This window comes from Bradyrhizobium cajani (assembly GCF_009759665.1).
GTDB classification, from domain to species: Bacteria; Pseudomonadota; Alphaproteobacteria; order Rhizobiales; family Xanthobacteraceae; genus Bradyrhizobium; species Bradyrhizobium cajani.
Genome location: NZ_WQNE01000002.1, coordinates 99,309 through 122,054, shown reverse-complemented (window position 1 = coordinate 122,054; position 22,746 = coordinate 99,309). Strand labels below are relative to the sequence as shown.

Annotated in this window: 17 protein-coding genes and 2 pseudogenes; 7 read left to right on the top strand and 12 right to left on the bottom strand. The window is 64.0% G+C overall.

What is annotated here, in order from left to right:
* Positions 1-10 precede the first annotated feature (10 nt).
* Entirely contained in the window at positions 11-1,957 is a 1,947-nt protein-coding gene (locus tag GPL20_RS03245) for a maltotransferase domain-containing protein (protein WP_254125599.1), read from the bottom strand.
* Between the two features lie 204 nt (positions 1,958-2,161).
* On the opposite strand from GPL20_RS03245, the gene malQ reads away from it, so the two are divergent.
* Positions 2,162-4,123 (top strand): 4-alpha-glucanotransferase, encoded by a 1,962-nt coding sequence (malQ, locus tag GPL20_RS03240; protein WP_157327676.1) that lies wholly within the window; start codon positions 2,162-2,164, stop codon positions 4,121-4,123.
* 31 nt (positions 4,124-4,154) lie between these two features.
* Positions 4,155-5,954: a glycoside hydrolase family 15 protein gene (locus tag GPL20_RS03235; RefSeq protein ID WP_157327674.1), complete on the top strand. Its 1,800-nt coding sequence runs from the start codon at positions 4,155-4,157 to the stop codon at positions 5,952-5,954.
* Between the two features lie 229 nt (positions 5,955-6,183).
* On the opposite strand, the gene GPL20_RS03230 is transcribed toward GPL20_RS03235, so the two are convergent.
* From GPL20_RS03230 to GPL20_RS03205, 6 genes are read right to left on the bottom strand one after another with little or no spacing between them, the layout of a single operon-like run.
* Complete coding sequence (locus tag GPL20_RS03230; protein ID WP_157327671.1) at positions 6,184-6,996, bottom strand: HAD family hydrolase; 813 nt, start codon at positions 6,994-6,996, stop codon at positions 6,184-6,186.
* A 43-nt stretch (positions 6,997-7,039) separates the two neighbouring features.
* Positions 7,040-7,570, bottom strand: coding sequence for a gluconokinase (locus tag GPL20_RS03225; RefSeq protein ID WP_254125601.1), 531 nt, complete (start codon positions 7,568-7,570; stop codon positions 7,040-7,042).
* Positions 7,557-8,306 (bottom strand): 6-phosphogluconolactonase, encoded by a 750-nt coding sequence (gene pgl / locus GPL20_RS03220; protein ID WP_157327669.1) that lies wholly within the window; start codon positions 8,304-8,306, stop codon positions 7,557-7,559. The genes GPL20_RS03225 and pgl overlap by 14 nt, the downstream gene beginning before the upstream one ends.
* Entirely contained in the window at positions 8,306-9,817 is a 1,512-nt protein-coding gene (gene zwf, locus GPL20_RS03215) for a glucose-6-phosphate dehydrogenase (protein WP_254125604.1), read from the bottom strand. Before zwf ends, pgl begins: the two co-directional genes overlap by 1 nt.
* Positions 9,818-9,838: 21 nt before the next feature.
* A complete protein-coding gene (gene gnd, locus GPL20_RS03210) occupies positions 9,839-10,837 on the bottom strand; it encodes a phosphogluconate dehydrogenase (NAD(+)-dependent, decarboxylating) (RefSeq protein WP_157327667.1) in 999 nt (332 codons plus the stop codon).
* A gap of 13 nt (positions 10,838-10,850) precedes the next feature.
* Complete coding sequence (locus tag GPL20_RS03205) at positions 10,851-13,700, bottom strand: bifunctional transaldolase/phosoglucose isomerase (RefSeq protein WP_157327665.1); 2,850 nt, start codon at positions 13,698-13,700, stop codon at positions 10,851-10,853.
* 454 nt (positions 13,701-14,154) lie between these two features.
* On the opposite strand from GPL20_RS03205, the gene GPL20_RS40090 reads away from it, so the two are divergent.
* From GPL20_RS40090 to GPL20_RS03185, 4 genes are all read left to right on the top strand, one after another.
* Positions 14,155-14,721, top strand: coding sequence for a hypothetical protein (locus GPL20_RS40090; protein WP_309143227.1), 567 nt, complete (start codon positions 14,155-14,157; stop codon positions 14,719-14,721).
* Positions 14,722-14,894: 173 nt separating this feature from the next.
* A complete protein-coding gene (locus GPL20_RS03195; protein WP_157327663.1) occupies positions 14,895-16,838 on the top strand; it encodes a PrkA family serine protein kinase in 1,944 nt (647 codons plus the stop codon).
* Positions 16,839-16,857: 19 nt separating this feature from the next.
* Entirely contained in the window at positions 16,858-18,135 is a 1,278-nt protein-coding gene (locus GPL20_RS03190; protein ID WP_254125613.1) for a YeaH/YhbH family protein, read from the top strand.
* Entirely contained in the window at positions 18,132-19,667 is a 1,536-nt protein-coding gene (locus tag GPL20_RS03185) for a SpoVR family protein (RefSeq protein WP_157327662.1), read from the top strand. The genes GPL20_RS03190 and GPL20_RS03185 overlap by 4 nt, the downstream gene beginning before the upstream one ends.
* A gap of 223 nt (positions 19,668-19,890) precedes the next feature.
* Here the strand turns inward: GPL20_RS03185 and GPL20_RS03180 are convergent.
* The 5 genes and pseudogenes from GPL20_RS03180 to GPL20_RS03160 all read right to left on the bottom strand — a co-directional run.
* Positions 19,891-20,338 (bottom strand): annotated as a pseudogene (locus GPL20_RS03180) (DUF1801 domain-containing protein).
* Positions 20,335-20,559 carry a hypothetical protein gene (locus GPL20_RS03175; RefSeq protein ID WP_212432198.1) on the bottom strand — a complete coding sequence of 75 codons (225 nt, stop codon included), beginning with the start codon at positions 20,557-20,559 and terminating at the stop codon, positions 20,335-20,337. The pseudogene GPL20_RS03180 and the gene GPL20_RS03175 overlap by 4 nt, the downstream one beginning before the upstream one ends.
* A gap of 38 nt (positions 20,560-20,597) precedes the next feature.
* Positions 20,598-21,029 (bottom strand): SRPBCC family protein, encoded by a 432-nt coding sequence (locus GPL20_RS03170; RefSeq protein ID WP_157327658.1) that lies wholly within the window; start codon positions 21,027-21,029, stop codon positions 20,598-20,600.
* Entirely contained in the window at positions 21,026-21,349 is a 324-nt protein-coding gene (locus GPL20_RS03165) for an ArsR/SmtB family transcription factor (RefSeq protein WP_157327656.1), read from the bottom strand. Before GPL20_RS03165 ends, GPL20_RS03170 begins: the two co-directional genes overlap by 4 nt.
* Positions 21,350-21,572: 223 nt before the next feature.
* Positions 21,573-21,986 (bottom strand): annotated as a pseudogene (locus GPL20_RS03160) (DsrE family protein); the annotation flags it as partial.
* 159 nt (positions 21,987-22,145) lie between these two features.
* On the opposite strand from GPL20_RS03160, the gene GPL20_RS03155 reads away from it, so the two are divergent.
* Positions 22,146-22,718 carry an STM3941 family protein gene (locus tag GPL20_RS03155; protein ID WP_157327654.1) on the top strand — a complete coding sequence of 191 codons (573 nt, stop codon included), beginning with the start codon at positions 22,146-22,148 and terminating at the stop codon, positions 22,716-22,718.
* Positions 22,719-22,746: the final 28 nt, after the last annotated feature.

The following is a 22,746-nucleotide window of genomic DNA, read 5'->3' as shown; positions in this document are numbered from 1 at the left end:
GCGTGCCCCCTTACGCCAGGCAGCGGAACAGGAGGGCCGGATCGCGGTCGGGATCGATACGCAACCTGATCCCGCCCCATTCGATGCGGGACTGTTCGCCAGTGAGGAGGTTTTCGAGTGCCGTCACGTGGTGTCGCTGCCCGCCGGCGTCAACCGTGAGATCGCCGAGCGGCAGCCAGAATTCGCGCGCGTGGCGCGAGAGCGCAATCGCGACGACGACAGTGTTGGCCGGATCGGTCGCCTCCTTGGCGAAGGCGATGGTCTCGCCATCCTCGATGCCGAGGAAGCGCAGGTTCGCCGTCCGCTGGAGCGCCGCGTTGTCGTTGCGGATGCGGTTGAGCGCAGCGATGTAGAGCTTGATGTTGCCGGGCTTGTCCAAGTCGCGCTGCCTGATCTGGTACTTTTCGGAATCGAGATATTCTTCGCGGCCGGGAATGGCTGCGTGCTCCAGGAGCTCGAAGCCGCTGTAGATACCGTAACTGCCCGACAGCGTCGCGGCCAGCGCGACGCGCGACTTGAACGCCCAAGGCTCGCCGCTCTGGAGGTGATAGGGCAGCAGGTCGACTGTGTTGACGAACAGGTTCGGGCGATAGAAATCGCGCTCGGGATAGCGCGTCAGCTCGCCGAGATATTGCTCCAGCTCCCACCGCGAGGTCCGCCAGGGGAAATAGGTGAACGACTGCGCAAAGCCGAGCTTGGCGAGGCCCTTCATCAGCTTCGGTCGTGCGAATGTCTTGGAGAACAGGATCACCTCGGGATGCCGGCGGCGGATGTCGCGGATCAGCCACTCCCAGAACGGAAGCGGCGCGGTGTCGTGATTGTCGATGGCAAAGATGGTGACGCCATGGTCGATCCAGAACAGCATGGCATCGCGGAACGCGTTCCACAGCCCGGCCCTGTCGACGGAGGCGAAATCGGGGATGACGATGTCCGAATAGGGGCCGTCCGCGGTCCGCACCGAGCGGTCCGGCCGCCACTTGAACCATTCCGGATGCTGCGTCAGCCAGGGGTGGTCCGGCGAGCACTGCACGGCGAAGTCGAGCGCGAGCTCGAGGCCGTATTCGAGGCAGGTTGCGACCAGCGCGCGGAAATCCTCGATCGTGCCGAGCTCCGGGTGCAGCGCATCGTGCCCGCCCTCGGCGGCGCCGATCGCATAGGGCGAGCCGGGGTCGCCCTCGGTTGCCACCGGCGCGTTGTTGCGGCCCTTGCGGCGGGTGTTGCCGATCGGGTGGACCGGCGTGAAGTAGAGCACGTCAAAACCCATCGCGGCGATGTCGGGCACGCGCGCGATGCAATCGCGAAGCGTGCCGTGCTGGCCGGGGATCTGGCCTTGGCTGCGCGGCATCATCTGGTACCAGGCGCCAAAGCGCGCCTTGTCCCGGTCGATGGTCAGCGGGAACGAGGGCGAGCGGGTGAGATCGGGCCGCGACTGGCTCTCGGCCATGGCCTCGCCAAGCTCGGTTGCCAGCAGCGGGGCGACCTCGCCGGTCTGAAGATAATCCTCGCACTGTTTGATGATGACCGCCGCGGCGTTCGGCCGCGCGCCATGCGCCTTGGTCAGCAGGCCGGCGCCCTCGATCGCGTCGAGCGTCACGTCCGCGCCGCTGCGTTGCTTGCGTGCGACCCCATGCGACCAGGTGGCGAATTCGTCGGTCCAGGCTTCGATGGCGTAGCTGTGTTGGCCGGCCTCGGTCGGGACGAACGCGCCGGACCAGCGGTCATTGCCGCGATGAGTCATCGGCTCGCGCTGCCATTCGCGATCCTGCTCGCGGCGCCAGAGCAGCGCAGCCCCGATCACGGCATCGCCATCGCGGTAGACGTCGGCCCAGACCTCGACCCGTTCGCCCGCAATCCGCTTCACGGCGAAGCGGCCGCCGTCGATCAAGGGATAGACGTCTTCGATGAGGAAAGCGCTGCCGGCTGCGGCACTTTCGACAGTTTGAATTGTCTTGTTCACGGTGATGCCATTGACAAGAAAGCAGGAGCCCGTTTCCCTTGTCGGGAACCCACGCTTGGTACCTATATAGAAAGCCGGTTCTGTGTCATTAGTTCCCTCGGGAACAGCCAGCGCGGTTTGCGAGTTAAGGCTGACTAACGTCTTCCACCGCCTCGTTAAAATCAATGCCCCCGGCCAAAGACTGGCCTGCAAGCTGCGTGCCGAATGGATCTTTTAGCTCAAGCCCGGATCAAGGGCGTTCAATCCGAATTCATCGATGCCCTGGGAAAGCTGCGGGTCACCGATCCCGGGGCCCTCAAATCCATCCTCGATGCCCTGCCGGAGAAGCGGGTTTACCGCTTTGTCGGCGGGCCGGTCGTGGTCCGCGCCTTAGGACATCCGCGGACGGAATTGGCGGCCGTCGGCGCGCCGCCGCTGCAATGGAAATTGGCCGCAAACGGCACATTGATCGGGCAAGGCGAGACGCGCGAGCCCGTGATCGCCTGGCCGGCCGGCCTGCCCCTCGGCTATCACCGTTTGACACTGACCGATGCCGAAGGTGTGACGGAAGAGGTGCCGATGATCGTGGCGCCCGAGCGCGCCTTCGGCGGCGACTTCGACCGTGGCTGGCTGCTCGCCGTGCAGCTCTACAGCGTTCGTTCGAACCGCAATTGGGGTATCGGCGACTTCACCGACCTTGCCGACCTGGTCCGGCTCGCCAGGCAGCTGGGCGCCGACGGCGTCGGGCTCAATCCGCTGCACGTGCTGTTCGACGATCAGCCGGCCGATTGCAGCCCCTATTCGCCGAACAGCCGGCTGTTTCTCAATCCGCTCTATATCGACGTCGAGGCGATCCCGGAATTTTCCGCTGACCTCGTCTCCGACGCCGCCGCGACCGCAGCGCGGCTGCGCGAAGGCGATCGTGTCCCCTATGCCGACATGGCGGCGTTGAAATGGCTGGCCCTGCGCGCCGCCTTCAACAGTTTCGTGACAAGCGCAAGCGAGGCGCGCCGCAAGGCATTCGACGCGTTCCGCGCCGCCCGCGCGCCGCTGCTGTCCCGCTTTGCCTGCTTCGAGGTGCTGCGCCATCGCTTCGCCAAACCTTGGTGGGAATGGCCGGCGGAATGGCAGCAGCCTGACGAGACGAAATGCGCCGCGCTGCGCAACGGCCCCGACAGGCGCGAGGTCGAATTCGTCGAGTTCGTGCAATGGACGGCGGACAGCCAGCTGCATGCCGCCAAGGAGCTTGCCAGCCAGCTCGGCATGCGCGTCGGACTCTATCTCGACGTCGCCGTCGGTGTGCAGTCCAACGGTTTCGATGCCTGGAACGAGCAGATGGCGATTTCCCGCCATCTCGCCGTCGGCGCGCCGCCCGACGTGCTCAATACCGTCGGCCAGGACTGGGGCCTTGCCGGCTTCAATGCCGGCGGCCTGGAGGCCCAGTCATTCGTGCCGTTCGCCGACATGCTCGCAGCCTCGATGCGCCATGCCGGCGCCATCAGGCTCGATCACGTGCTGGGCTTGAAGCGGCTTTATCTGGTGCCGCGCGGTTTCAAGCCCGACAACGGCGCCTATGTTCAGATGCCGTTCGAAGCGCTGCTGGCAGCCGTGGCACGCGAGAGCGCCACCCATAAATGCATCGTGATCGGCGAGGATCTCGGCACCGTGCCGGAAGGTTTCCGCGAGACCATGCAGGATTTCGGCATCTGGTCCTATCTCGTCATGATGTTCGAGCGCGACGATGCCGGCCATTTCCGCAACGTCGACCACTACCGGCCCAATGCGCTCGTCACGCTGAACACCCACGACCTGTCGACCTATGCCGGCTGGCGCTCCTTCAGCGACCTCAAGATGAAGATTTCGCTCGGGATCGATCCCGGCGAAAGCGAGCAGGCGCGCTGGGATGCGCTCGGCATGCTCGACGAGATATTGCGCCAGAACGGCATCGGAGCCAACGATCTCTATTCGGTGCTCGCCTTCCTGTCGCGCACGCCGTCGCGGCTGCTCGCGGTGTCACTGGAGGATCTGCTCGGCGTGATCGACCAGCCCAACATTCCCGGCACAATCGACGAGCATCCGAACTGGCGGCAGCGGCTGCCCGTCGTGCTTGACGAGATTGCTTCGAAGGTTGATCTTGCCGCTTTGAAGGCCGCGACGCGGGAACGTTCGTTGACCGGCGGGACTTGACGCGCCGGATATTTCTCGGGCTCGGAAAACATTGTCTCAGAGGATCGAGGACTATGCGCTGATCGGCGATTGCGAGACCGCTGCGCTCGTCGGGCGCAACGGCTCGATCGACTGGCTATGCTGGCCGGCCTTCGATTCCGATGCCTGCTTTGCCGCGATCCTCGGCACCCACGGGAACGGCCGTTGGCTGATCGCGCCGAGCGAGGATGTCACGAAGACATCGCGCCGCTATCTCGGCGATACCCTCATACTCGAAACGCGCTTGGAGACGAAGAGCGGCACCGTCGCGCTGATCGACTTCATGCCCCCGCGCGGCCAGGCGTCCGACATCGTGAGGCTGGTGCGCGGTGTCAGCGGGACCGTGAAGATGCGGATGGAACTCGTCATCCGCTTCGGCTTCGGCGTCGACATCCCCTGGGTGCGACGGATCGACCATTCCCTGATGGCAATCGCCGGCCAGGACATGACCGTGCTGCGCACGCCCGTCGAGACCCGCGGCGAGGATCTGACCACGGTTTCCGACTTCGAGGTGAGGGCGGGCGAGACCGTGCCGTTCGTGCTGACCTACGGCCCTTCGCATATCGAGCCGCCCAAGCCCATCGACCCGGAGCTTGCGCTTCAGGAGACCGAGAAATTCTGGCAGGACTGGTGCATCCATTGCATCCGTGACGGTGAGTATCACGACCTCATCGTGCGCTCGCTGATCACGCTGAAGGCGCTGACCTTTGCTCCGACCGGCGGCATCGTCGCGGCACCAACCACGTCATTGCCGGAAAAGCTCGGTGGTGCCAGGAATTGGGACTATCGCTTCTGCTGGCTGCGCGATGCCACCTTCACGCTGCTGGCGCTGATGAACTCGGGCTACACCGAGGAAGCGCTGGCCTGGCACAATTGGCTCCTGCGTGCGGCGGCCGGTTCGCCCTCGAACATGCAGATCATGTACGGCATCTGGGGCCAGCGGCGGCTCCTGGAATGGGAGGCGGGCTGGCTCGGCGGCTATGAGGGCGCGCAGCCGGTGCGCATCGGCAATGCCGCGCATGCGCAGCTCCAGCTCGACGTCTACGGCGAGCTGATCGATGCATTCCATCAATCGCGGATGGCCAAGCTGAAGCTCGACGAAGAAAGCTGGGCGCTGGAATGCAGCGTCCTCAACCATCTCGCCGAAGTCTGGGACCGGCCCGATCACGGCATCTGGGAGCGGCGCGGAGAGCCCAGGCACTACGTCTTCTCCAAGGTCATGACCTGGGTCGCCTTCGACCGCGGCATCAAGAGCGCCGAGACTTTCGGCTTCAAGGCGCCGGTGCTGCATTGGCGCGCCCTGCGCGAAGCCATCCATCGTGACGTCTGCAACAAGGGATTTGACGCGGAGGAGAATGCTTTCGTCGAATCCTATGGCTCGAAGCTGCTCGATGCCAGCGTGCTGCTGCTGCCGGCCGTCGGCTTCCTGCCGGCGGAAGACCCGCGCATCCGCGGCACCATCGCGGCGGTTGAAAAGCATATGATACGCGACGGCTTTGTGCTCCGGCACGATCCGCGCGAAGTCTCCGAGGCGAAGCAGCCGATCGAAGGCGCGTTCCTGGCGTGCAGCCTGTGGCTGGCCGATGCGCATGTCTTGGCCGGGAATCTCGACAAGGCGCAAGTGCTGCTCGACCGCGTGGTCGGCATCGCCAACGACGTCGGGCTGCTGGCCGAGGAATATGATTCAGGCGCCCGGCGCCAGACCGGCAATTTCCCGCAGGCGCTGACCCACATCGCGCTGATCAACACCGCGCACAATCTGTCGGCGGCCAGGCAGGAGAGCGAAAAGCCGGCGGTGCAGCGGTCGAAGTAAGAGTGGACCAGATGCTGCGGTTAGTTCAGAGAGGCTGCCGGACGAGCTCGGCCTCAATGGTTCGAGACGCCCGCTTTGGCGGGCTCCTCACCATGAGGGTTTGATAATTTCGCCGCGAAACGCGACCTCATCCTGAGGGCCCGCCGTAGGCGGGCGTCTCGAAGGATGGCCGCAGGCACGCTCATCGCCAAGTTCTTCCCAAATGCGACGGTGTTGAGGCTATCGAACCTCAGCCGACCCCGTTTAGCTTCAAAATCATCTCCATCGCCTCGGCAAAACCGTCCTGCTCGTTGCTCGCGGTGACGTGGGTGGCCTGATCCTTGACGTTATCGGTTGCATTGCCCATGGCGATCGACACGCCGCTGACGCGGAACATCGCAAGGTCGTTCTGCATGTCGCCGATGGTGGCGACCGCATCGGTGGAAATGTCGAGCCGCTTGGCCATCGCCTGCACGAAGGTGCCCTTGTCGAAGCCGGGCGGCGTGATGTCGAGATAATAGGTCTGCGAGCGCACCGCGGTCGCCTCGCTGCCGAGCGCCTCCTGCATCGCCTTCTCGCAGCGCTCGAGGCCCGCAGCATCGGCGCTGGCGCCGACGATCTTGCAGGCGCTCGCGAGATACGGCGAAAAATCAGTGACGATGGTCGGGTCGGAGCGGATCGTGTGCCGCTCGTGCGCGACGTATTTGCCGCTGGGGTTGTCGATCAGCCATTTGTCGGTGGTGAAAAGCCAGATGTCGACGCCGAACTCGCGGAGGATCTTCAGGGAGCGCTCGGCGGCGCCGGCGGGGATCAGGTGCTGCTCGACCGGCTTCATCTCGGGATCGACGATCGAGGAGCCGTTGAACGGGCCGACCGGCAGCCACAACGCCAGCGGCTCGATCAGGAAGCGCATGCCGATCGCGGGGCGGCTGGAGGTGATGGTGAAACCGATGCCGGCCTGGTGCAGCCGCTGCACCGCGGACCTCGCGCGCTCGGTCAGCGTCTTGTCCTTGGTCAGGAGCGTGCCGTCGACGTCGGAGACGACCAGTGAGATCTTCGTCATGGCAGGACCTTAAGGTTCAGGTTTCTTGTTCAGGTTCTTGGCCTCAGCGCTGCGCCCCGCCCAGTTTCAACTGCCGCACCACGCCGTCCACGATCGCCTCGACGGATTCGTCGATCGAGACGGTGATGACGTGCTCGCCCGCTTCCGGCGGCTCCAGCGTGTTGAACTGGCTCGTCAACAGCTCGGGCGGCATGAAATGACCCTTGCGACGTGCAAGCCGCTCGGCGATCAGCTCCTTCGTGCCCCTCAGGAAAACGAAGCGGACGTCGTCGCGTCCGCGCAGCAGCACGTCGCGATAGATGTGCTTCAGCGCCGAGCAGGCGATGATGACGTGTTCGCCGTGCTTGCAGACCCGCTCGATCTCGTCGGCGATGGCGTTGAGCCAGGGCCAGCGATCCTCGTCCGTGAGGGGATGACCCGCCTGCATCTTCTCGACATTGCTGGCCGGATGAAAGCTGTCGCCGTCCTCGAAGCGCCAGCCGAGCCGCTCGCCGAGCGCGTTCGCAACCGTACTCTTGCCCGAGCCCGACACGCCCATCACGATCAATGCACAAGGTGCTTCAACGCCCGCCACGAATTCCCTCCGGAAGCGCGGCCTGGTCGACCAGCCAGACGGTCTCACCCTTCGAGCGCGCGCGTAACGCCGGCAGATTCTCGCCATTGAGGAGGCGCGTCAAGATCGGCTGCTTGTCGTGCCCGGCAATCTCGAACAGCATTTCGCGGCAGGACGCCAGCACGGGCAGGGTGAGCGACACCCGCGGCACGAAGGGCGCGACATTGGCCTTGGGGACGCCGACAACCCAGCGTCCGGTCTCCTCGATTTCGGGGTAACCCGGGAAGAGCGAGGCGGTGTGGCCGTCCGGGCCCGCACCCATCAAGACCATGTCGAACAGCGGCCGCGACGGATCGAGCCGGTCGGAGCCGTAGAAGGCTTGCAGCTCGCGCGCATAGGCCTCGGCGCTGCGCTCGGGGTTTTCAACCATCGTCGGGATCGGGTGGATGTGGCCGGAGGGCGCACTGCGATCGAGGAAGGTCGCGCGCGCGACCGCCATGTTGTTGAGGGGATCGCTTTCGCCGACGAAGCGCTCGTCGCCGATGAACCAGTGTACGCGATCCCACGGGATTTTTTCGTACCAGACATCGCTGCCGAGCAATTGATAGAGCTTCTTCGGGCTGGAGCCGCCGGTCAGGCAGATCGCGATGCGCGAGCGGTTGGCGGCGATCCGCGCCATCACCCGTTCGGCCGCGGCCTGCGCCAGGGCCTCCGCGTCAGCCGCGACGATCAGCTTCGGCTGGTCGGCCGCCGACATCACGAGTACTTCCGCCAGCTTCGCCCGTCGCGCCGGAGCAACTCGTCGGCGCAGGCCGGACCGTCGCTGCCGGCTTCATAGGTCTCGATGCCGTTGGTGCCTGCGCTTTTCCAGGCGTCCAGGAACGGCTGCACCGCCTGCCATCCGGCCTCGACGCCGTCGGCGCGCTGGAACAGGATGTTGTCGCCGATCATGCAGTCGTAGATCAGCGTCTCGTAGCCGGTTGAGGGATCGGCCCGGAAATAGTCGCCGTAGCGGAACTTCATCTCGACGCCGTCGATGGTGACGCTTGGTCCCGGAATCTTGGCGTTGAACTGGAGCTCGATGGTTTCGGTCGGCGCGATGCCGATGGTCAGGAAATTCTGCGAGAGACGATCGACCGCCGTGCCCGTGAACATCGACAGCGGCGCCTGCTTGAACTTGATCGCGACCTCGGTGCGCTTGTGCGCCAGCGCCTTGCCGGTCCGCAAATAGAACGGCACGCCGGCCCATCGCCAATTGTCGATCATCAGCTTCAGCGCGACATAGGTCTCGGTGGTGCTGCCGGACTTGACGTCTTCGGTCTTGCGATAGTCGGGAATCTCGTCGCCGCCGATGCGCCCCGCGAGATATTGCGCGCGGACCGAATTCTTGAGTGCTTCTTCCCGGCTTGGCTGCTGGATCGACGTGAGCACGTCGGCCTTCTCGGAACGCACGGAATGCGCGTCGAACCGCGCCGGCGGCTCCATCGCCACCAGCGACATCAGCTGGAACAGATGGTTCGGCACCATGTCGCGCAGCGCGCCGGTGGCGTCGTAGAAGCCACCGCGATGGCCGACGCCGAGCTTCTCCTCCACCGTGATCTGGATGTGGTCGATGTGGTTGCGGTTCCAGATCGGCTCGAACATGCCATTGGCGAAGCGCAGCACCAGGATGTTCTGCACCGTCTCCTTGCCGAGATAGTGATCGATCCGGTAGATCTGGTGCTCTTCCATGATCTTCAGGAGCTCGGCGTTCAGCGCGCGCGCGGAGGCAAGGTCGGTGCCGAACGGCTTTTCGATCACCAGCCGCCGCCAGGCGCCGTTCTCCTTCATCATGCCGGTGCGGCCGAGCTCGCGCGCGGTCGGCGCGAATGCGGCCGGCGGGGTCGCGAGGTAGAACAGCCGGTTGCCGCCGGTCTCCTGCGCGCATTCGAGCGAGTCCAGATGCTCGCGCAGGCGGTCGAACGAGGGTGGGTCCTTCGGATCGGCCTCGACGAAGGTCAGGCATTGCAGCAGCCTCGTGGCGACGTCGTCGTCCACTGGCCGCGTCGCGAACTGGCGGAGCCCCTTCATCAGGCTGTTGCGCAACTCGTCGTCCGACTGGCCCTTGCGGGCCACGCCGACGACGCAGAACTTTTCCGGCAGCAGGTGCTCGGCGGCGAGATTGTAGAGTGACGGCATCACCAGCCGATGAGTCAGGTCTCCGGTCACGCCGAAGATGACGAAGGCGCAATTTTCCGGCTTGCGCTTTGCTTGCGGGTCTTGTGTCACGAACGATTGGCCTTCGTTTTGTTACTTGGATTTCGAAGCGCCCGGCTGCTTCGGCTCCTTGTGGCCGCCGAACCCTGCGCGCATCGCGGAGAGAATTTTTTCGGCGAATGTGTGTTCCTTGCGGGAACGGAAACGTGTGTAGAGCGCAGCAGTCAGGACTTCGGCCGGTACGGCTTCGTCGATCGCTGCGTTCACGGTCCACCGCCCTTCGCCGGAATCTTCCACGAACCCGGAATATTCCGACAGCGCCGGGCTTTCGGCGAGCGCCGTCGAGGTGAGGTCGAGCAGCCAGGATGGGATCACGCTGCCGCGCCGCCATACTTCGGCGATGTCGGCGAGATCGAGATCGTAGCGATGATCGGCAGGCAGCGCCTCGATGTTGGCGTTCTTGAGGATGTCGAAACCTTCGGCATAGGCCTGCATCAGGCCGTATTCGATGCCGTTGTGGATCATCTTGACGAAGTGGCCGGCGCCGACCGGGCCGGCATGAATGTAGCCCTGTTCGATGCGGGGATCGCGGCCTTCGCGCCCTTCCGTGCGCGGAATGTCGCCGGCACCGGGTGCGAGCGCGGCGAAGATCGGATCGAGCCGGTCGACCACCTGCTTCTCGCCGCCGATCATCATGCAATAGCCGCGGTCTAGCCCCCAGACGCCGCCTGAGGTGCCGACGTCGACATAGTGGATGCCGCGCGCCTTCAGCGCCTTGCCGCGGCGAACGTCGTCCTGCCAGAAGGTGTTGCCACCGTCGATGATGACGTCGCCCGCCTGCATCACACCCGCGATCGTGTCGATCGTGGTCTCGGTGATGCGGCCGGCCGGCAGCATCACCCAGGCGGTGCGCGGCCGCTCGAGTTTCGAGATGAACTCTTCGAGCGTCGCCGAGCCTGTGGCGCCGTCTGCGGCCAGGCCCGCGACGGCCTTGGCGTCCTTGTCGTAGACCACGGTCGAATGTCCCTGGCGCATCAGCCGGCGAACGATGTTGCCGCCCATCCGGCCGAGGCCGATCATGCCGAGTTGCATGTGAGAGATTCCCTTAGTTCAGTGCGTCGTTGAGCGCGGCATTGAGCGCCGCGAGACCTTTCTTGAGCCCACCCTTCAGGTGGACGCGGAGTGCGCGCCGGCCGCGTTCGGTGAGCACGTCGAAATCGCCGCGCGCCTGCGCCGCCTTGATCACGCCGAAGCTCGCCTTCTGGCCCGGCACGGCAAGATCCTTGGCATCGTCGGCGGTGATCTGGAGGAACACGCCGCTGTCGGGCCCGCCCTTGTAGGCCTGTCCGGTGGAGTGCAGGAAGCGCGGTCCGAATTCTGCGCAGGTCGCGACATGCCGCTTCTCACGCACCTCTAACCGCATCGCCTGGAGCGCGTCGATCGTGGCCTTGTCGCGCGCGATGTAGCCGAGCAGGGCGACATAGTCGCCGTGGTTGGAGCGGGAGAGATGCGCCTTCAGCCAGGAGGTGAGGTCGCCATTGGCGCCGGCGGCGCGGAGCGCCGTGGCGTTGGCTTCGTCGGTGTAGAGATCGGCTTCGTCCGTGCTGACCACCGGCTGCTCTTCCGGCAGCGCGCCGGTCCTCTCGAACGACGCGGTGAGCTCGCGGGTCTTGATCTTGGCCGCTTCCACGTCCGGCTGGTCGAACGGGTTGATGCCGAGAATGCTGCCTGCGACCGCGGTCGCCATCTCGAAGCGGAAGAACTCCTGGCCGAGATGGTCGATCGACTTCATGACGACGCGCACCACGGGATGGCCGGCCGCCTCGATCGCGGCAAGCTTGGAGTCATGGGCGGCGTCCGCTTCGCCTTCGGTGCGGATGTCGATGAAGAAGCGGTCGTTGCCGTAGAGCGCGGGTTCGCCCAGCGGCTCGCCCTCGATCGGGATCAGCCCCTTGCCTTCCTTGCCGGTGGATTCCGCGATGAGCTGCTCGGCCCAGGCGCCGAAATCGGCGATCTTCTTCGACGACAGGATCGTCACCTTGTCGCGGCCTTCGAGCGCGGCAAGGCCCATGGCAAGCCCGAGCTGCACGCCGGGGTTTTCGCTTGGCGGCACGTCCGGCCCGCAGGAGCGGGCCATCGCCAGCGCATGCTTGACGAAGGTCTTGACGTCGATGCCGGCGGTTGCCGCCGGCACCAGGCCGAACGGCGAGAGCACCGAATAGCGCCCGCCGATGGTGGGCTCGCCGTGGAAGATGCGGGCGTAGTCGAGGCTCTTGGCCGCCTTCTCCAGCGACGAGCCGGGATCGGTCACCGCGATGAAGCGATGGCCGGTCTTCACCTTCGGTCCGACCGCCTGCGCGACGCGCTCGTGGAAATAGTCCTTCATCGCGTTCGGCTCGGTGGTGCCGCCGGACTTGCTGGAGACGATGAACACGGTGTTGGCGATATCGATCCTGGCTTCCATCGCCCGCACCTGCGCCGGATCGGTGGAATCCAGCACGTGCAGCTTCGGGAAGCCTGGCTTTTTCCCAAAGGTCTCGGCGAGCACCTCGGGCCCGAGGCTTGATCCCCCCATGCCGAGCACGACGGCATCGGAGAATTTCTGGCCCTTCACGCGGCCCGCATAGTCCTCATAGTCGGCGACGTCGGCCTTGGCCGCGCTGTCGAGCCAGCCGAGCCATTTGTCCTCGTCGGTGCCGGTCCAGACCGACTTGTCGCGCTGCCACAGCCTGCGGATCTTGGCCGACGCGCGCCATTCCTCGGTGCTCTTCGCCACCGCCTTGCCGAGACCGTCGCCGAGCGAGAGAAGCTGGCGGTCGATCGCGGGCCCGAGCACGGTCGCGCGCTTGTGGGCGACGGCGCCATAGAGCTTGTCGGCGGCATCGGCGAACTGTTTGACGCCATCCTTGACCAGCTCTTCGGTGATGGCATCGAGCGAAATGCCGGAGCGCTCCAGCTCCTCGAGCACGCGGCGGGCGTCCTCGATATTCTCTTCCAGGCTGTCGCGCGGCTTGCCGTGGTCGCGGAACGCGTCCAGCGTTGCCGGCGGTACGGTGTTGATGGTGTTGGGACCGATCAGTTCCTCGACGTAGAGGACGTCGCTGTAGTCCTTGTTCTTGGTGCCGGTGGACGCCCACAGCATGCGCTGCGGCTTGGCGCCCTTGGCGGCGAGCTTCTCCCAGCGTGGCCCCGAAAACAGGCGTTTGTAGTCCTGATAGGCGAGCTTGGCATTGGCGATCGCGATCTTGCCCTTGAGCGCGGCGAGCCGCTCCTTCTCGCTCGGATCGTTGGCGCGGGCGATCCTCTCGTCGAGTTGCTTGTCGACCATGGTGTCGATCCGGCTGACGAAGAAGCTCGCCACGCTCGCCACATGCGACGGATCGCCGCCGCCTGCGACGTATGTCTCCAGACCCGCGAGATAGGCTTCGGCGACCTGGAGATAGACGTCCCTGGAGAACAACAGTGTGATGTTGATGCTGATGCCGCCCCCGATCAGCTGTTCGATCGCCGGCAGGCCCTCCGGCGTCGCCGGCACCTTCACCATCAGGTTCTTGCGATCGACGTCCTTCCAGAGCCGCCGCGCCTCGGCGACCGTGCCGGCGGTGTCCATCGCCAGATACGGCGAGACCTCCAGGCTGACATAGCCGTCGCCGCCCTTGAGGCGGTCATAGACCGGGCGCAGCACGTCGGCGGCATTCTGGATGTCCTCGACCGCGACGGCCTCGAACAGGTCGGCCACGGTCCGGTCGCCGCGCTTCAGCGCCTTGCCGATGGGCGCGTCGTATTCGTCCGAGCTGCCGATCGCCTTCTCGAAGATCGACGGATTGGAGGTGACGCCCTTGACGCCGTCCGTCTCGATCAGCCGCTTCAGGTCGCCCTTGGCGATGAAGCCGCGGGCCAGGAAGTCCAGCCAGACGGCTTGACCGTGCTTTTCCAGTTCTTTGACGGGATTCATGATGCTTATTTATCTCCAAGCCTGCGGGCGAGGGGTTTCCGCGCCGGTCCTGACGCGCTATCCTCTAGCCTACATGCTCCCGGGAGGGAACCAATCAAGGGTTTGGGCGTCATACTCTCAGTGTAACTCCGTCGCGATCATGGCGATCCCTGCGGAAGCGGCCGTGTTGCGTAAAAAGATCATTGGCCGGTGTGGCTCAGCCGCAGTCTCATTGCGTAACGTCAACCTGCGGTGGGTTGGCCCTTTTGCACGCACATCGTGACGGTCCTGCGCATGCAATCGTCGACAGTCCGCAATCGGTCGTGCCGGCCGCGGTCATCGACGTCCCCACGATCTCGAAATCGGCCAATGCGCAACGCAGGCGCAGTTGCTGGTCGCGGCGGGCTTTGTGATGACCCTGCTCAGTGCAAGCTTGGCTTTCGATTGATGGGACGGGCTTGGCGACCACACTGCGATGATCGGCTATGCCGGCGCCGCGGCGTTCGGCCGCTCTGCTGATCTGGATGCTTCCCGCCGAACGGCGGTGATCGTTACCGCCTACGGCATTCGCGATCTCCGGATCGGAAATGAATTTCTCCTCTGGGAGTCGACCGAAGAGCGCCGCGGGCACAGGTTGATCGCGCTGACGCCGACGCCGGCCTTGCTGCGGCAGCTCTCCGGCATCCCGGCGATGTCCCGCGGCGTGCGGGACAACCGCATCGTCATTCGCCCCGACGGTCTGGCGACCGATTTCGATACATTGCTGCGCGCATGCCGTGACTGTCATGCTGCCAGCAATTCATGCACCGCATTGCGGCGAGATGGCGATCACGGTGCGCAAGCCTTGGCTGTACAGCAAGCCTTGGCTGTACAGCAAGCCCTGGCTGTACAGCAGCCTTGGCCGCACAAGCGTCATAAAGCTGCCGCGGGCCAGCGCCTATGCTGCGCTGCCGGATGGACGATCCCCGGTAACGCCCGGATGTTGCGGCGAGGCGACATTTGCTGGAAATTAGCGAATACGGGTATAGATTCGCATAAATAACAGGCAGGTGCCTGTTTGTAACTCACCCGAATGCCTACGTTGTGCGTTGCGTCGAGATGGCGCCAGGGTGTCCAATGATCGTCATGTGCTCACGCTGATTCGAAACGGCCTGAGGAACGGTCCGGTAACTGCTTTCGTTTCAGCTTGTAGCGGAACTCACGCGGAGAGGGATCATGTACAACGATTCTCTATTCAACGCTTTCGCTCGGTCGTTCGAGGCGAGAAGCCAGCACGACATGTCGATGGCGGAATATCTGGAATCGTGTCGAAGCGATCCCATGAAATACGCGAACGCGGCCGAACGACTACTAGCGGCGATCGGTGACCCTCAGACGATTGACACGGCCAAGGACCCACGCCTTGGCCGTATTTTTTTGAACCGCACGATCCGCACCTATCCGGCCTTCGCCGGCTTCTACGGCATGGAGGAAACCATCGAGCGCATCGTTGGTTTCTTCCGTCACGCCGCGCAGGGCCTCGAAGAGCGCAAGCAGATTCTCTACCTGCTCGGCCCGGTCGGCGGCGGCAAATCCTCGCTCGCCGAGCGGCTAAAGTCGCTGATGGAAGTGCATCCCATCTACGTGCTGAAGGCCGGCGATGAACTCTCGCCCGTATTCGAGAGCCCGCTCAGCCTGTTCGATCCCGACCAGCTCGGGCCGATGCTGGAAGAGAAATACGGCATTCCGCGCCGCCGCCTCACCGGCCTGATGAGCCCGTGGTGCTTCAAGCGGCTCGAATCCTTCGGCGGCGACATCTCGCAATTCCGCGTCGCCAAGGTCTCGCCGTCGCGGCTGCGCCAGATCGCGATCTCCAAGACCGAGCCGGGTGACGAAAACAACCAGGACATCTCGTCGCTGGTCGGTAAGGTCGACATCCGCAAGCTCGAGACCTACGCGCAGAACGATCCTGACGCCTACAGCTATTCGGGCGGTCTCAACCGCTCCAATCAGGGCATCCTCGAATTCGTCGAGATGTTCAAGGCGCCGATCAAGATGCTGCATCCGCTGCTCACTGCGACGCAGGAAGGCAACTATATCGGCACCGAGAATATCGGCGCGATTCCTTTCGGTGGTATCATCCTCGCTCACTCCAACGAGGCGGAGTGGCAGAGCTTCAAGTCCAACAAGAACAACGAAGCCTTTATCGATCGCGTCTGCGTGATCAAGGTGCCCTATGTCCTGCGGTTCACCGAAGAGCAGAAAATCTACGAAAAGCTGATCCAGGGCTCCGAACTCGCCTCTGCGCCCTGCGCGCCGGCGACGCTGGAGACGATGGCCAGGTTCTCGGTGATGTCGCGTCTGCGCAAACACGAAAATTCCACGGTTTTTGCCAAGATGCGGGTTTATGATGGCGAAAGCCTGAAGGAATCCGATCCCAAGGCGCGCAGCGTCCAGGAATACCGCGATGCCGCCGGCGTCGATGAAGGCATGGACGGCGTGTCCACGCGTTTCGCCTTCAAGATCCTGGCCGCGACCTTCAACCACGATCCGCAGGAGGTGGCCGCCGACGCCGTGCACCTGATGTACGCGCTGGAACAGGCCATCCGCCGCGAGCAGCTGCCCGAGGAAACCGAAAAGCGCTACCTCGAATTCATCAAGGCCGAACTTGCGCCGCGTTACGCCGAGTTCATCGGCAACGAGATCCAGAAGGCCTATCTCGAATCCTACTCCGATTACGGCCAGAACCTGTTCGACCGCTACGTGGATTATGCCGATGCATGGATCGAGGACCAGGATTTCAAGGATCCCGACACCGGACAACTCCTCGATCGCGATCTCTTGAACCAGGAGCTGACCAAGATCGAGAAACCGGCCGGCATCGCCAACCCGAAGGATTTCCGCAACGAGGTCGTCAAGTTCTCGTTGAGGGCGAGAGCACAGAATGCCGGCAAGAATCCGACCTGGACCAGCTACGAGAAGATTCGCGATGTGATCGAAAAGCGGATATTCTCGCAGGTCGAGGACCTGCTCCCGGTGATCTCGTTCGGATCCAAGAAGGACGGCGAGACGGAGAAGAAGCACGGCGAGTTCGTCGCACGCATGGTGGAGCGCGGCTACACCGAGCGTCAGGTTCGCCGGCTCGTCGAGTGGTACATGCGGGTAAAGCAGGCCGGTTGAGGCGGATGAGAAAGTGGCCATTCACATTATTGACAGGCGCCTGAATCCAGGCGGCAAGAGTCTTGAGAACCGTCAGCGGTTCTTGCGTCGGGCCAAGTCCCTGGTGCAGGGCGCCGTCAAGAAGACCTCGCAGGAACGCGATATCAAGGACGTCCTGGAGGGTGGCGAGGTCACGATCCCGCTCGACGGCATGCATGAGCCGCGGTTCCGCCGTGAAGGCGGAACGCGCGACATGGTGCTGCCCGGGAACAAGAAGTTCATCGAGGGCGACTACCTCCAGCGGTCCGGCCAGGGCAGCGCCAAGGATTCAGGTCCGGGCGAGGGCGACAGCGAGGACGCCTTCCGCTTCGTCCTGAGCCGCGACGAGTTCGTCGACCTGTTCCTCGACGATCTCGAGCTGCCCGATCTTGCCAAGCGCAAGATGGCCGACACCGAGAGCGAAGGCTTTCAACGGGCCGGCTACACGATGACCGGTTCGCCCGCGAACATCTCGATCAGTCGAACGGTTCAGCTTGCCCTGGCACGCCGCATCGCGCTGCGGCGTCCCCGCAAGGACGAGATGGAAGAGCTGGAAGCCGAGATTGCCGAATGCAGCGACGAGGCCAAGCGGGCCGAGCTCATCTCCAAGCTGGAGAAGCTGAGGTCCAAGGCCAAGCGGATCCCCTACATCGATCCGCTCGACATCCGCTACCGGCGCTTCGAGACGGTGCCGCGGCCGGTGGCGCAGGCCGTGATGTTCTGCCTGATGGACGTTTCCGGTTCGATGTCCGAGCACATGAAGGATCTGGCCAAGCGCTTCTACATGCTGCTCTACGTGTTCCTGAAGCGGCGCTACAAGCACGTCGAGATCGTCTTCATCCGCCACACCGACCGCGCCGAGGAGGTCGACGAGCAGACCTTCTTCTACGGCCCGGCCTCGGGCGGCACGCTGGTCTCCAGCGCGCTCCAGGCGATGCACGAGATCGTGCGCGAGCGCTTCAATCCGGCGGACTGGAACATCTACGCGGCACAGGCCTCCGACGGCGACAATTCCTATTCCGACGGCGAGCTCACGGGCATGCTGCTGACCGACAAGATCCTGCCGGTCTGCCAGTTCTTTGCCTATCTCGAGGTCGGCGAGTCCGGCGGCAGCGCCTTCGATCTTTCCGACTCCTCGCTCTGGACCCTCTATGAGCGCCTGCGCAGCAGCGGCGCATCGCTTTCGATGCGCAAGGTCTCGGAGCGCAGCGAGATCTTCCCGGTGTTCCACGACCTGTTCCAGCGCCGCGAAACCACTCAGGAGAAGGCCGCTCCATGACGGAACGCTTGTTCGAAGGCGCGGACTGGGACTTCCACACCTTGCAGCGCATCACCGATGCCTGCGAGGAGGTGGCGCTGAAGGATCTCGGGCTCGACGTCTATCCGAACCAGATCGAGGTGATCACTGCCGAGCAGATGCTGGATGCCTACTCGTCGGTCGGCATGCCGCTGTTCTACAAGCACTGGTCGTTCGGCAAGCATTTCGCGTTCCACGAGGCGTCCTATCGCAAGGGCCTGATGGGGCTCGCCTATGAGATCGTGATCAATTCCTCGCCCTGCATCTCCTACCTGATGGAGGAGAACACGGCGACGATGCAGACCCTGGTGATCGCGCACGCCGCCTTCGGCCACAACCACTTCTTCAAGAACAATTATCTGTTCAAGCAGTGGACCGATGCCGATGGCATCCTGGATTATCTCGACTTCGCCAAGAATTATGTCGCGACCTGCGAGGAGCGCTACGGCCGCGTCGAGGTCGAGCGCACCCTGGACGCCGCGCACGCGCTGATGTCGCACGGCATCGACCGCTATCCCGGCAAGAAGAAGCTCGACCTGCGTGCCGAGGAGAAGCGGGCAGGGCGCCGCCGCCAGCACGAGGAGGAAGTCTTCAACGATCTCTGGCGCACGGTGCCGAAAGGCGCCGCCAAGAGCCGGTCCGCGCTCAGCATCGAGCGCCGCCGCAAGCTGCTCGGCCTGCCGCAGGAAAACCTGCTCTACTTCCTGGAGAAGAGCGCGCCGCGGCTGGCGCCCTGGCAGCGCGAGCTGCTCCGCATCGTCCGCCACATCGCGCAATATTTCTATCCGCAGAGCCAGACCAAGGTCATGAACGAGGGGACGGCGACCTACGTCCACTATCGCATCATGACCAAGCTGCACCAGCAGGGCCGCATCACCGACGGCAACTTCCTCGAATTCCTGGGATCGCACACCAACGTGGTGTTCCAGCCCGAATTCGACGATCCGCGCTTCTCAGGCTTCAATCCCTATGCGCTCGGCTTCGCCGTGATGCAGGACATCGAGCGCATCGTCACCAAAGCGGAGGACGAGGATCGCGAGTGGTTCCCGGACATCGCCGGCAAGGGCGACGTGATGGGCGTGCTGCGCGACGTCTGGGCCAATTACCGCGACGAGAGTTTCATCGGCCAGTTCTTGAGTCCCAAATTGATGCGCCACTTCCGCATGTTCCATCTGCACGACGATCCCGAGGAGCGCGCCGGCATCCGGGTCGATGCTATCCACGACGAGCGCGGCTTCCGCCGCGTCCGGCGCGAGCTGGCGCGGCAGCACGATGTCGGCTTCATCGACGCCAATATCGAGGTGGTCGACGTCGATCTGTCCGGCGACCGCCGGCTGATCCTGCATCACCACGTCATCAAGAGCTCTCAGCTCAACGAGACCGACGCCAAGCGCGTGCTGCAGCATCTCGCCGATCTCTGGACCTATGACGTCGCGCTGATCGAGGTGGATGCCAACGACAAGGTCTTGCGCGAATATATCGTGAGCCCGCGTCCGATCCCGGCGGCGGCCTGAGGCCGCCGTCAGCTCTACAGCATCAACGTGGCGGATAGCTCGCCTGCAGTCCATCCTTCGAGACGCCCGCCGTCGGCGGGCCCTCAGGATGAGGACGGAGTGCGCGGCCGCACTGAAAGATGCTGCTTAGCCTCATCCTGAGGAGACCGCTGGAAGCGGTCGTCTCGAAGGACGAGGCGCTTGCTCTGGCGGCCACCGAGACTTTGCATCGAGTTAAAGTTCTCTACGCCGACCGCTTCTTGGCCGTCTTCCTGGCTTTCGACGCATTCAGCTCCACGGCCGCGCGGATCAACGCCCTTCAACGCCTTCTCGTTGACCTTCTCGCCTGCGCGGATATCGATCGCACGCCGCACGTTGCCGTCGAGGCTGGAATTGAACAGCCCCGCCGGATCATCGAGCGCCGCGCCCCTGGCAAACGTCAGCTTCACCACGGCCTTGTAGGTCTCGCCGGTGCAGATGATGCCGTCGTGCTCCCACACGGGAACGCCGCGCCATTTCCATTCCTCGACCACAGCGGGATCGGCCTCCTTGATCAGGGCGCGAATCCGCCCCAGCATCTCGCCGCGCCAGTCGCCGAGCTCCTTGATCCTGCCGTCGATCAGCCTGGAGGCTGAACCTGCGTTCGTGGTGTCCTTGGCCGCGCTCTTCGTCGCGGTCGTCGCCTTCTTCATGATCTCGCCTCGCTCCGCGCGCCGCTGCGCCCGCCGACATAGGGCAGTGCAAACAGGTACAGGCCGGTGATCAGCAGCGGGATGAGGGGGACGAGCGCGAGCAGGCCGATCCAGACGGCCTGGAGCTGCATGGTCATGGCGACGATGTTCGCGATGACGGCGAGGGTGAAGGCAATGGATAGCCAGCGATGGATTTGTCGAATCCAGATGTTCAACGGAATCTCCTCTCAAATGATCGGTAGGATGCCTCTGGTCGCGCTCAATCGGCCCGCGCCAGCAACTCGTCCAGCTTGGCGAAGAACTGCTTCCAGCCGGCATGCGCGCCGCCATAGGCCTGCTTCTGCGTCGGGCTGAAGCCCGCCTGCTCGACGCGCAGATGCGTGCCCGCGTTCGTCGGCGTGAGCGTGAATGTCACGACGCTCCGCAAGTCGAACGCGGCGTCCTCATGCGAGAAATTCCAGGTGTAGGCGAGTGTCTTCTGCGGCTCGATGGTGAGCACCTCGCAGTCCAGCACGCCGCCCCATTCGCCGCGAAGGTTGAACTTGTGGCCGACGGTCGGCTTGAAGTCGTTCTTCATCAGCCATTCCTCGATCAGATGCGGCTGCGTCAGCGCGCGCCAGATCCGTTCCGCGGGAAAGGCAAATTCGCGTTCGATGACGACGGAGCGGGTCTCGGCGGAAGCTTCGGTCATTGGTCCATCCTCTTCAGGAGATCATCGAGTGCATCGAGCCGGTTTTGCCAGAACCCGGCCATCTGGCTGGTCCAGTCGATCAGCGGATTGAGCGCACCGGGCTGTGCGCTGTAATGGGTCTGGCGTCCCTCATGGCGGTCGCGCACGAGGCCGGCCTGCTTCAAGGCGCCGAGATGTTTCGAGACCGCCGGCTGGGAAACGCCGGAGCGCGCCGTCAGTGCCCCGACGGTCTGCTCCCCCTCGCGGCACAGCCGCTCGAAGATCGCCCGGCGGGTGGGATCGGCGAGGGTCCTGAACAGGAGATCTGTAGCGGCGGACATGAGATCCATAACTGGGAAGTTATGGGTTAATTCATAACTGTAGGGTTATGGGTAAGTCAAGCGCGATTGGAGGATATGGCTCTCGCTCGCGCAATGCGCTCCGCCGTCATTGCGAGCGTAGCGAAGCAATCCAGAATCTCTCCTCGGAGACAGCACAGGATTGCTTCGTCGCAAGGGCTCCTCGCAATGACGGAGGATGTGGCGGCGACGGTTCGCGGCAACGCTACGGCCGCAGATAGAGATAGCCTTGCGCCTGGAGCTTCGCCAAACGGACCACGCCGCCTCTCTCCGCGTTGGCGAAACCCGGCAGGAGATCTGTGAGCGTGACGTTCTGCGCCTTCATCGTGTTGCCGCAGGCAGCGAGCTCGACGCCGTCCTTGGAGAAATCCCCGACGCGTTTGCTGATGTCGGGATTGGCGTGCGCCCGGTGAAACGCCTTCAGCGCCGGTCCGTGGATCACCAGCGCGATCGTCACATGCTCCGGACCGCCGACGCCGTCGATGTGGTTCTGGATGCTGCCGAGCACGAAGTTGACCTTCTTGGCGTCGCTGAGATGGTAGACCACCTTGAGCTTGTTCGATGGCGCAGCTTCGCACCGAACGCGTGAGCCATGGCAGGCCCAGCCGAGGACATGGAGCGGGCCGCTCGGCCGTTAGTCGCGCCCCCAGCGCGTCGCGTTCAAGCCGTCTTGTGCCCCACGCCTGCGGGGAGCCTCGCGCAAGGTTCCAACCTTAACACTTCGCGAGGAGCGCCGTTGAGTAAACCCAGGTTGTTGCAAAGCTGGTGGCGGTCAAACATGTCCGTAAGTCAGAACCTGCCCAACATGACGATCAGCTACTCCAAGGGACGGCTGCTGATGTTTTTCGGCGCCGGCCTGCTGCTGACGCTGCTTTGCGCTGCGCTCGCATTCAGCTGGCAGGAAGGCAGGGGCGTCACCACGTTCGAGGTCGCCCTCTGCTATATCGGCGCGGTGTTTTTCGGTCTTGCCACCTGCAGGATGCTCTGGAGGCTGGTGTCCGCCGGGCAGCCGGTGGTCTTCATCAGCCGCGTCGGCATTCGCGACACGAGGCTCGCCGACGAGACCATCGCCTGGAGCTCAGTGCGGAAGATATTGCTATGGGAGCAGCGCGCGCAGAAGTTCGTGGTTCTCAAGGTCGATCCCCTTGTCGCCGAGCGATTCTCGGGAGGACTTCTGATGCGCGCCTTGTCGCTGATGAACAAGGCGCTTGGCGCCGACGGTGTGATCGTCAACGCCGGCGGCCTCACCATGGACACCGAAACATTGCTTGAGACCTGCAAGCAATATTGGGGTGCCGGACGATCGGCCGATCAGGGCCGTTCCATGCCGGAGCCTGAGCCTGTCAGTTAGAGGGCGATGTGCAGCAGGGCAGAACTGC

Excerpts from the sequence above, each read along its gene's own strand:
- gnd (WP_157327667.1), bottom strand. The coding sequence starts at position 10,837 with ATGCAACTCGGCATGATCGGCCTCGGCCGGATGGGCGGCAACATCGTT.
- GPL20_RS40090 (WP_309143227.1), top strand. The coding sequence starts at position 14,155 with ATGATCGGCTATGCCGGCGCCGCGGCGTTCGGCCGCTCTGCTGATCTG.
- GPL20_RS03195 (WP_157327663.1), top strand. The coding sequence starts at position 14,895 with ATGTACAACGATTCTCTATTCAACGCTTTCGCTCGGTCGTTCGAGGCG.
- pgl (WP_157327669.1), bottom strand. The coding sequence starts at position 8,306 with ATGTCGGCGGCCGACCAGCCGAAGCTGATCGTCGCGGCTGACGCGGAG.
- GPL20_RS03230 (WP_157327671.1), bottom strand. The coding sequence starts at position 6,996 with ATGACGAAGATCTCACTGGTCGTCTCCGACGTCGACGGCACGCTCCTG.
- GPL20_RS03185 (WP_157327662.1), top strand. The coding sequence starts at position 18,132 with ATGACGGAACGCTTGTTCGAAGGCGCGGACTGGGACTTCCACACCTTG.
- malQ (WP_157327676.1), top strand. The coding sequence starts at position 2,162 with ATGGATCTTTTAGCTCAAGCCCGGATCAAGGGCGTTCAATCCGAATTC.
- GPL20_RS03165 (WP_157327656.1), bottom strand. The coding sequence starts at position 21,349 with ATGTCCGCCGCTACAGATCTCCTGTTCAGGACCCTCGCCGATCCCACC.
- GPL20_RS03155 (WP_157327654.1), top strand. The coding sequence starts at position 22,146 with ATGTCCGTAAGTCAGAACCTGCCCAACATGACGATCAGCTACTCCAAG.
- GPL20_RS03170 (WP_157327658.1), bottom strand. The coding sequence starts at position 21,029 with ATGACCGAAGCTTCCGCCGAGACCCGCTCCGTCGTCATCGAACGCGAA.
- GPL20_RS03205 (WP_157327665.1), bottom strand. The coding sequence starts at position 13,700 with ATGAATCCCGTCAAAGAACTGGAAAAGCACGGTCAAGCCGTCTGGCTG.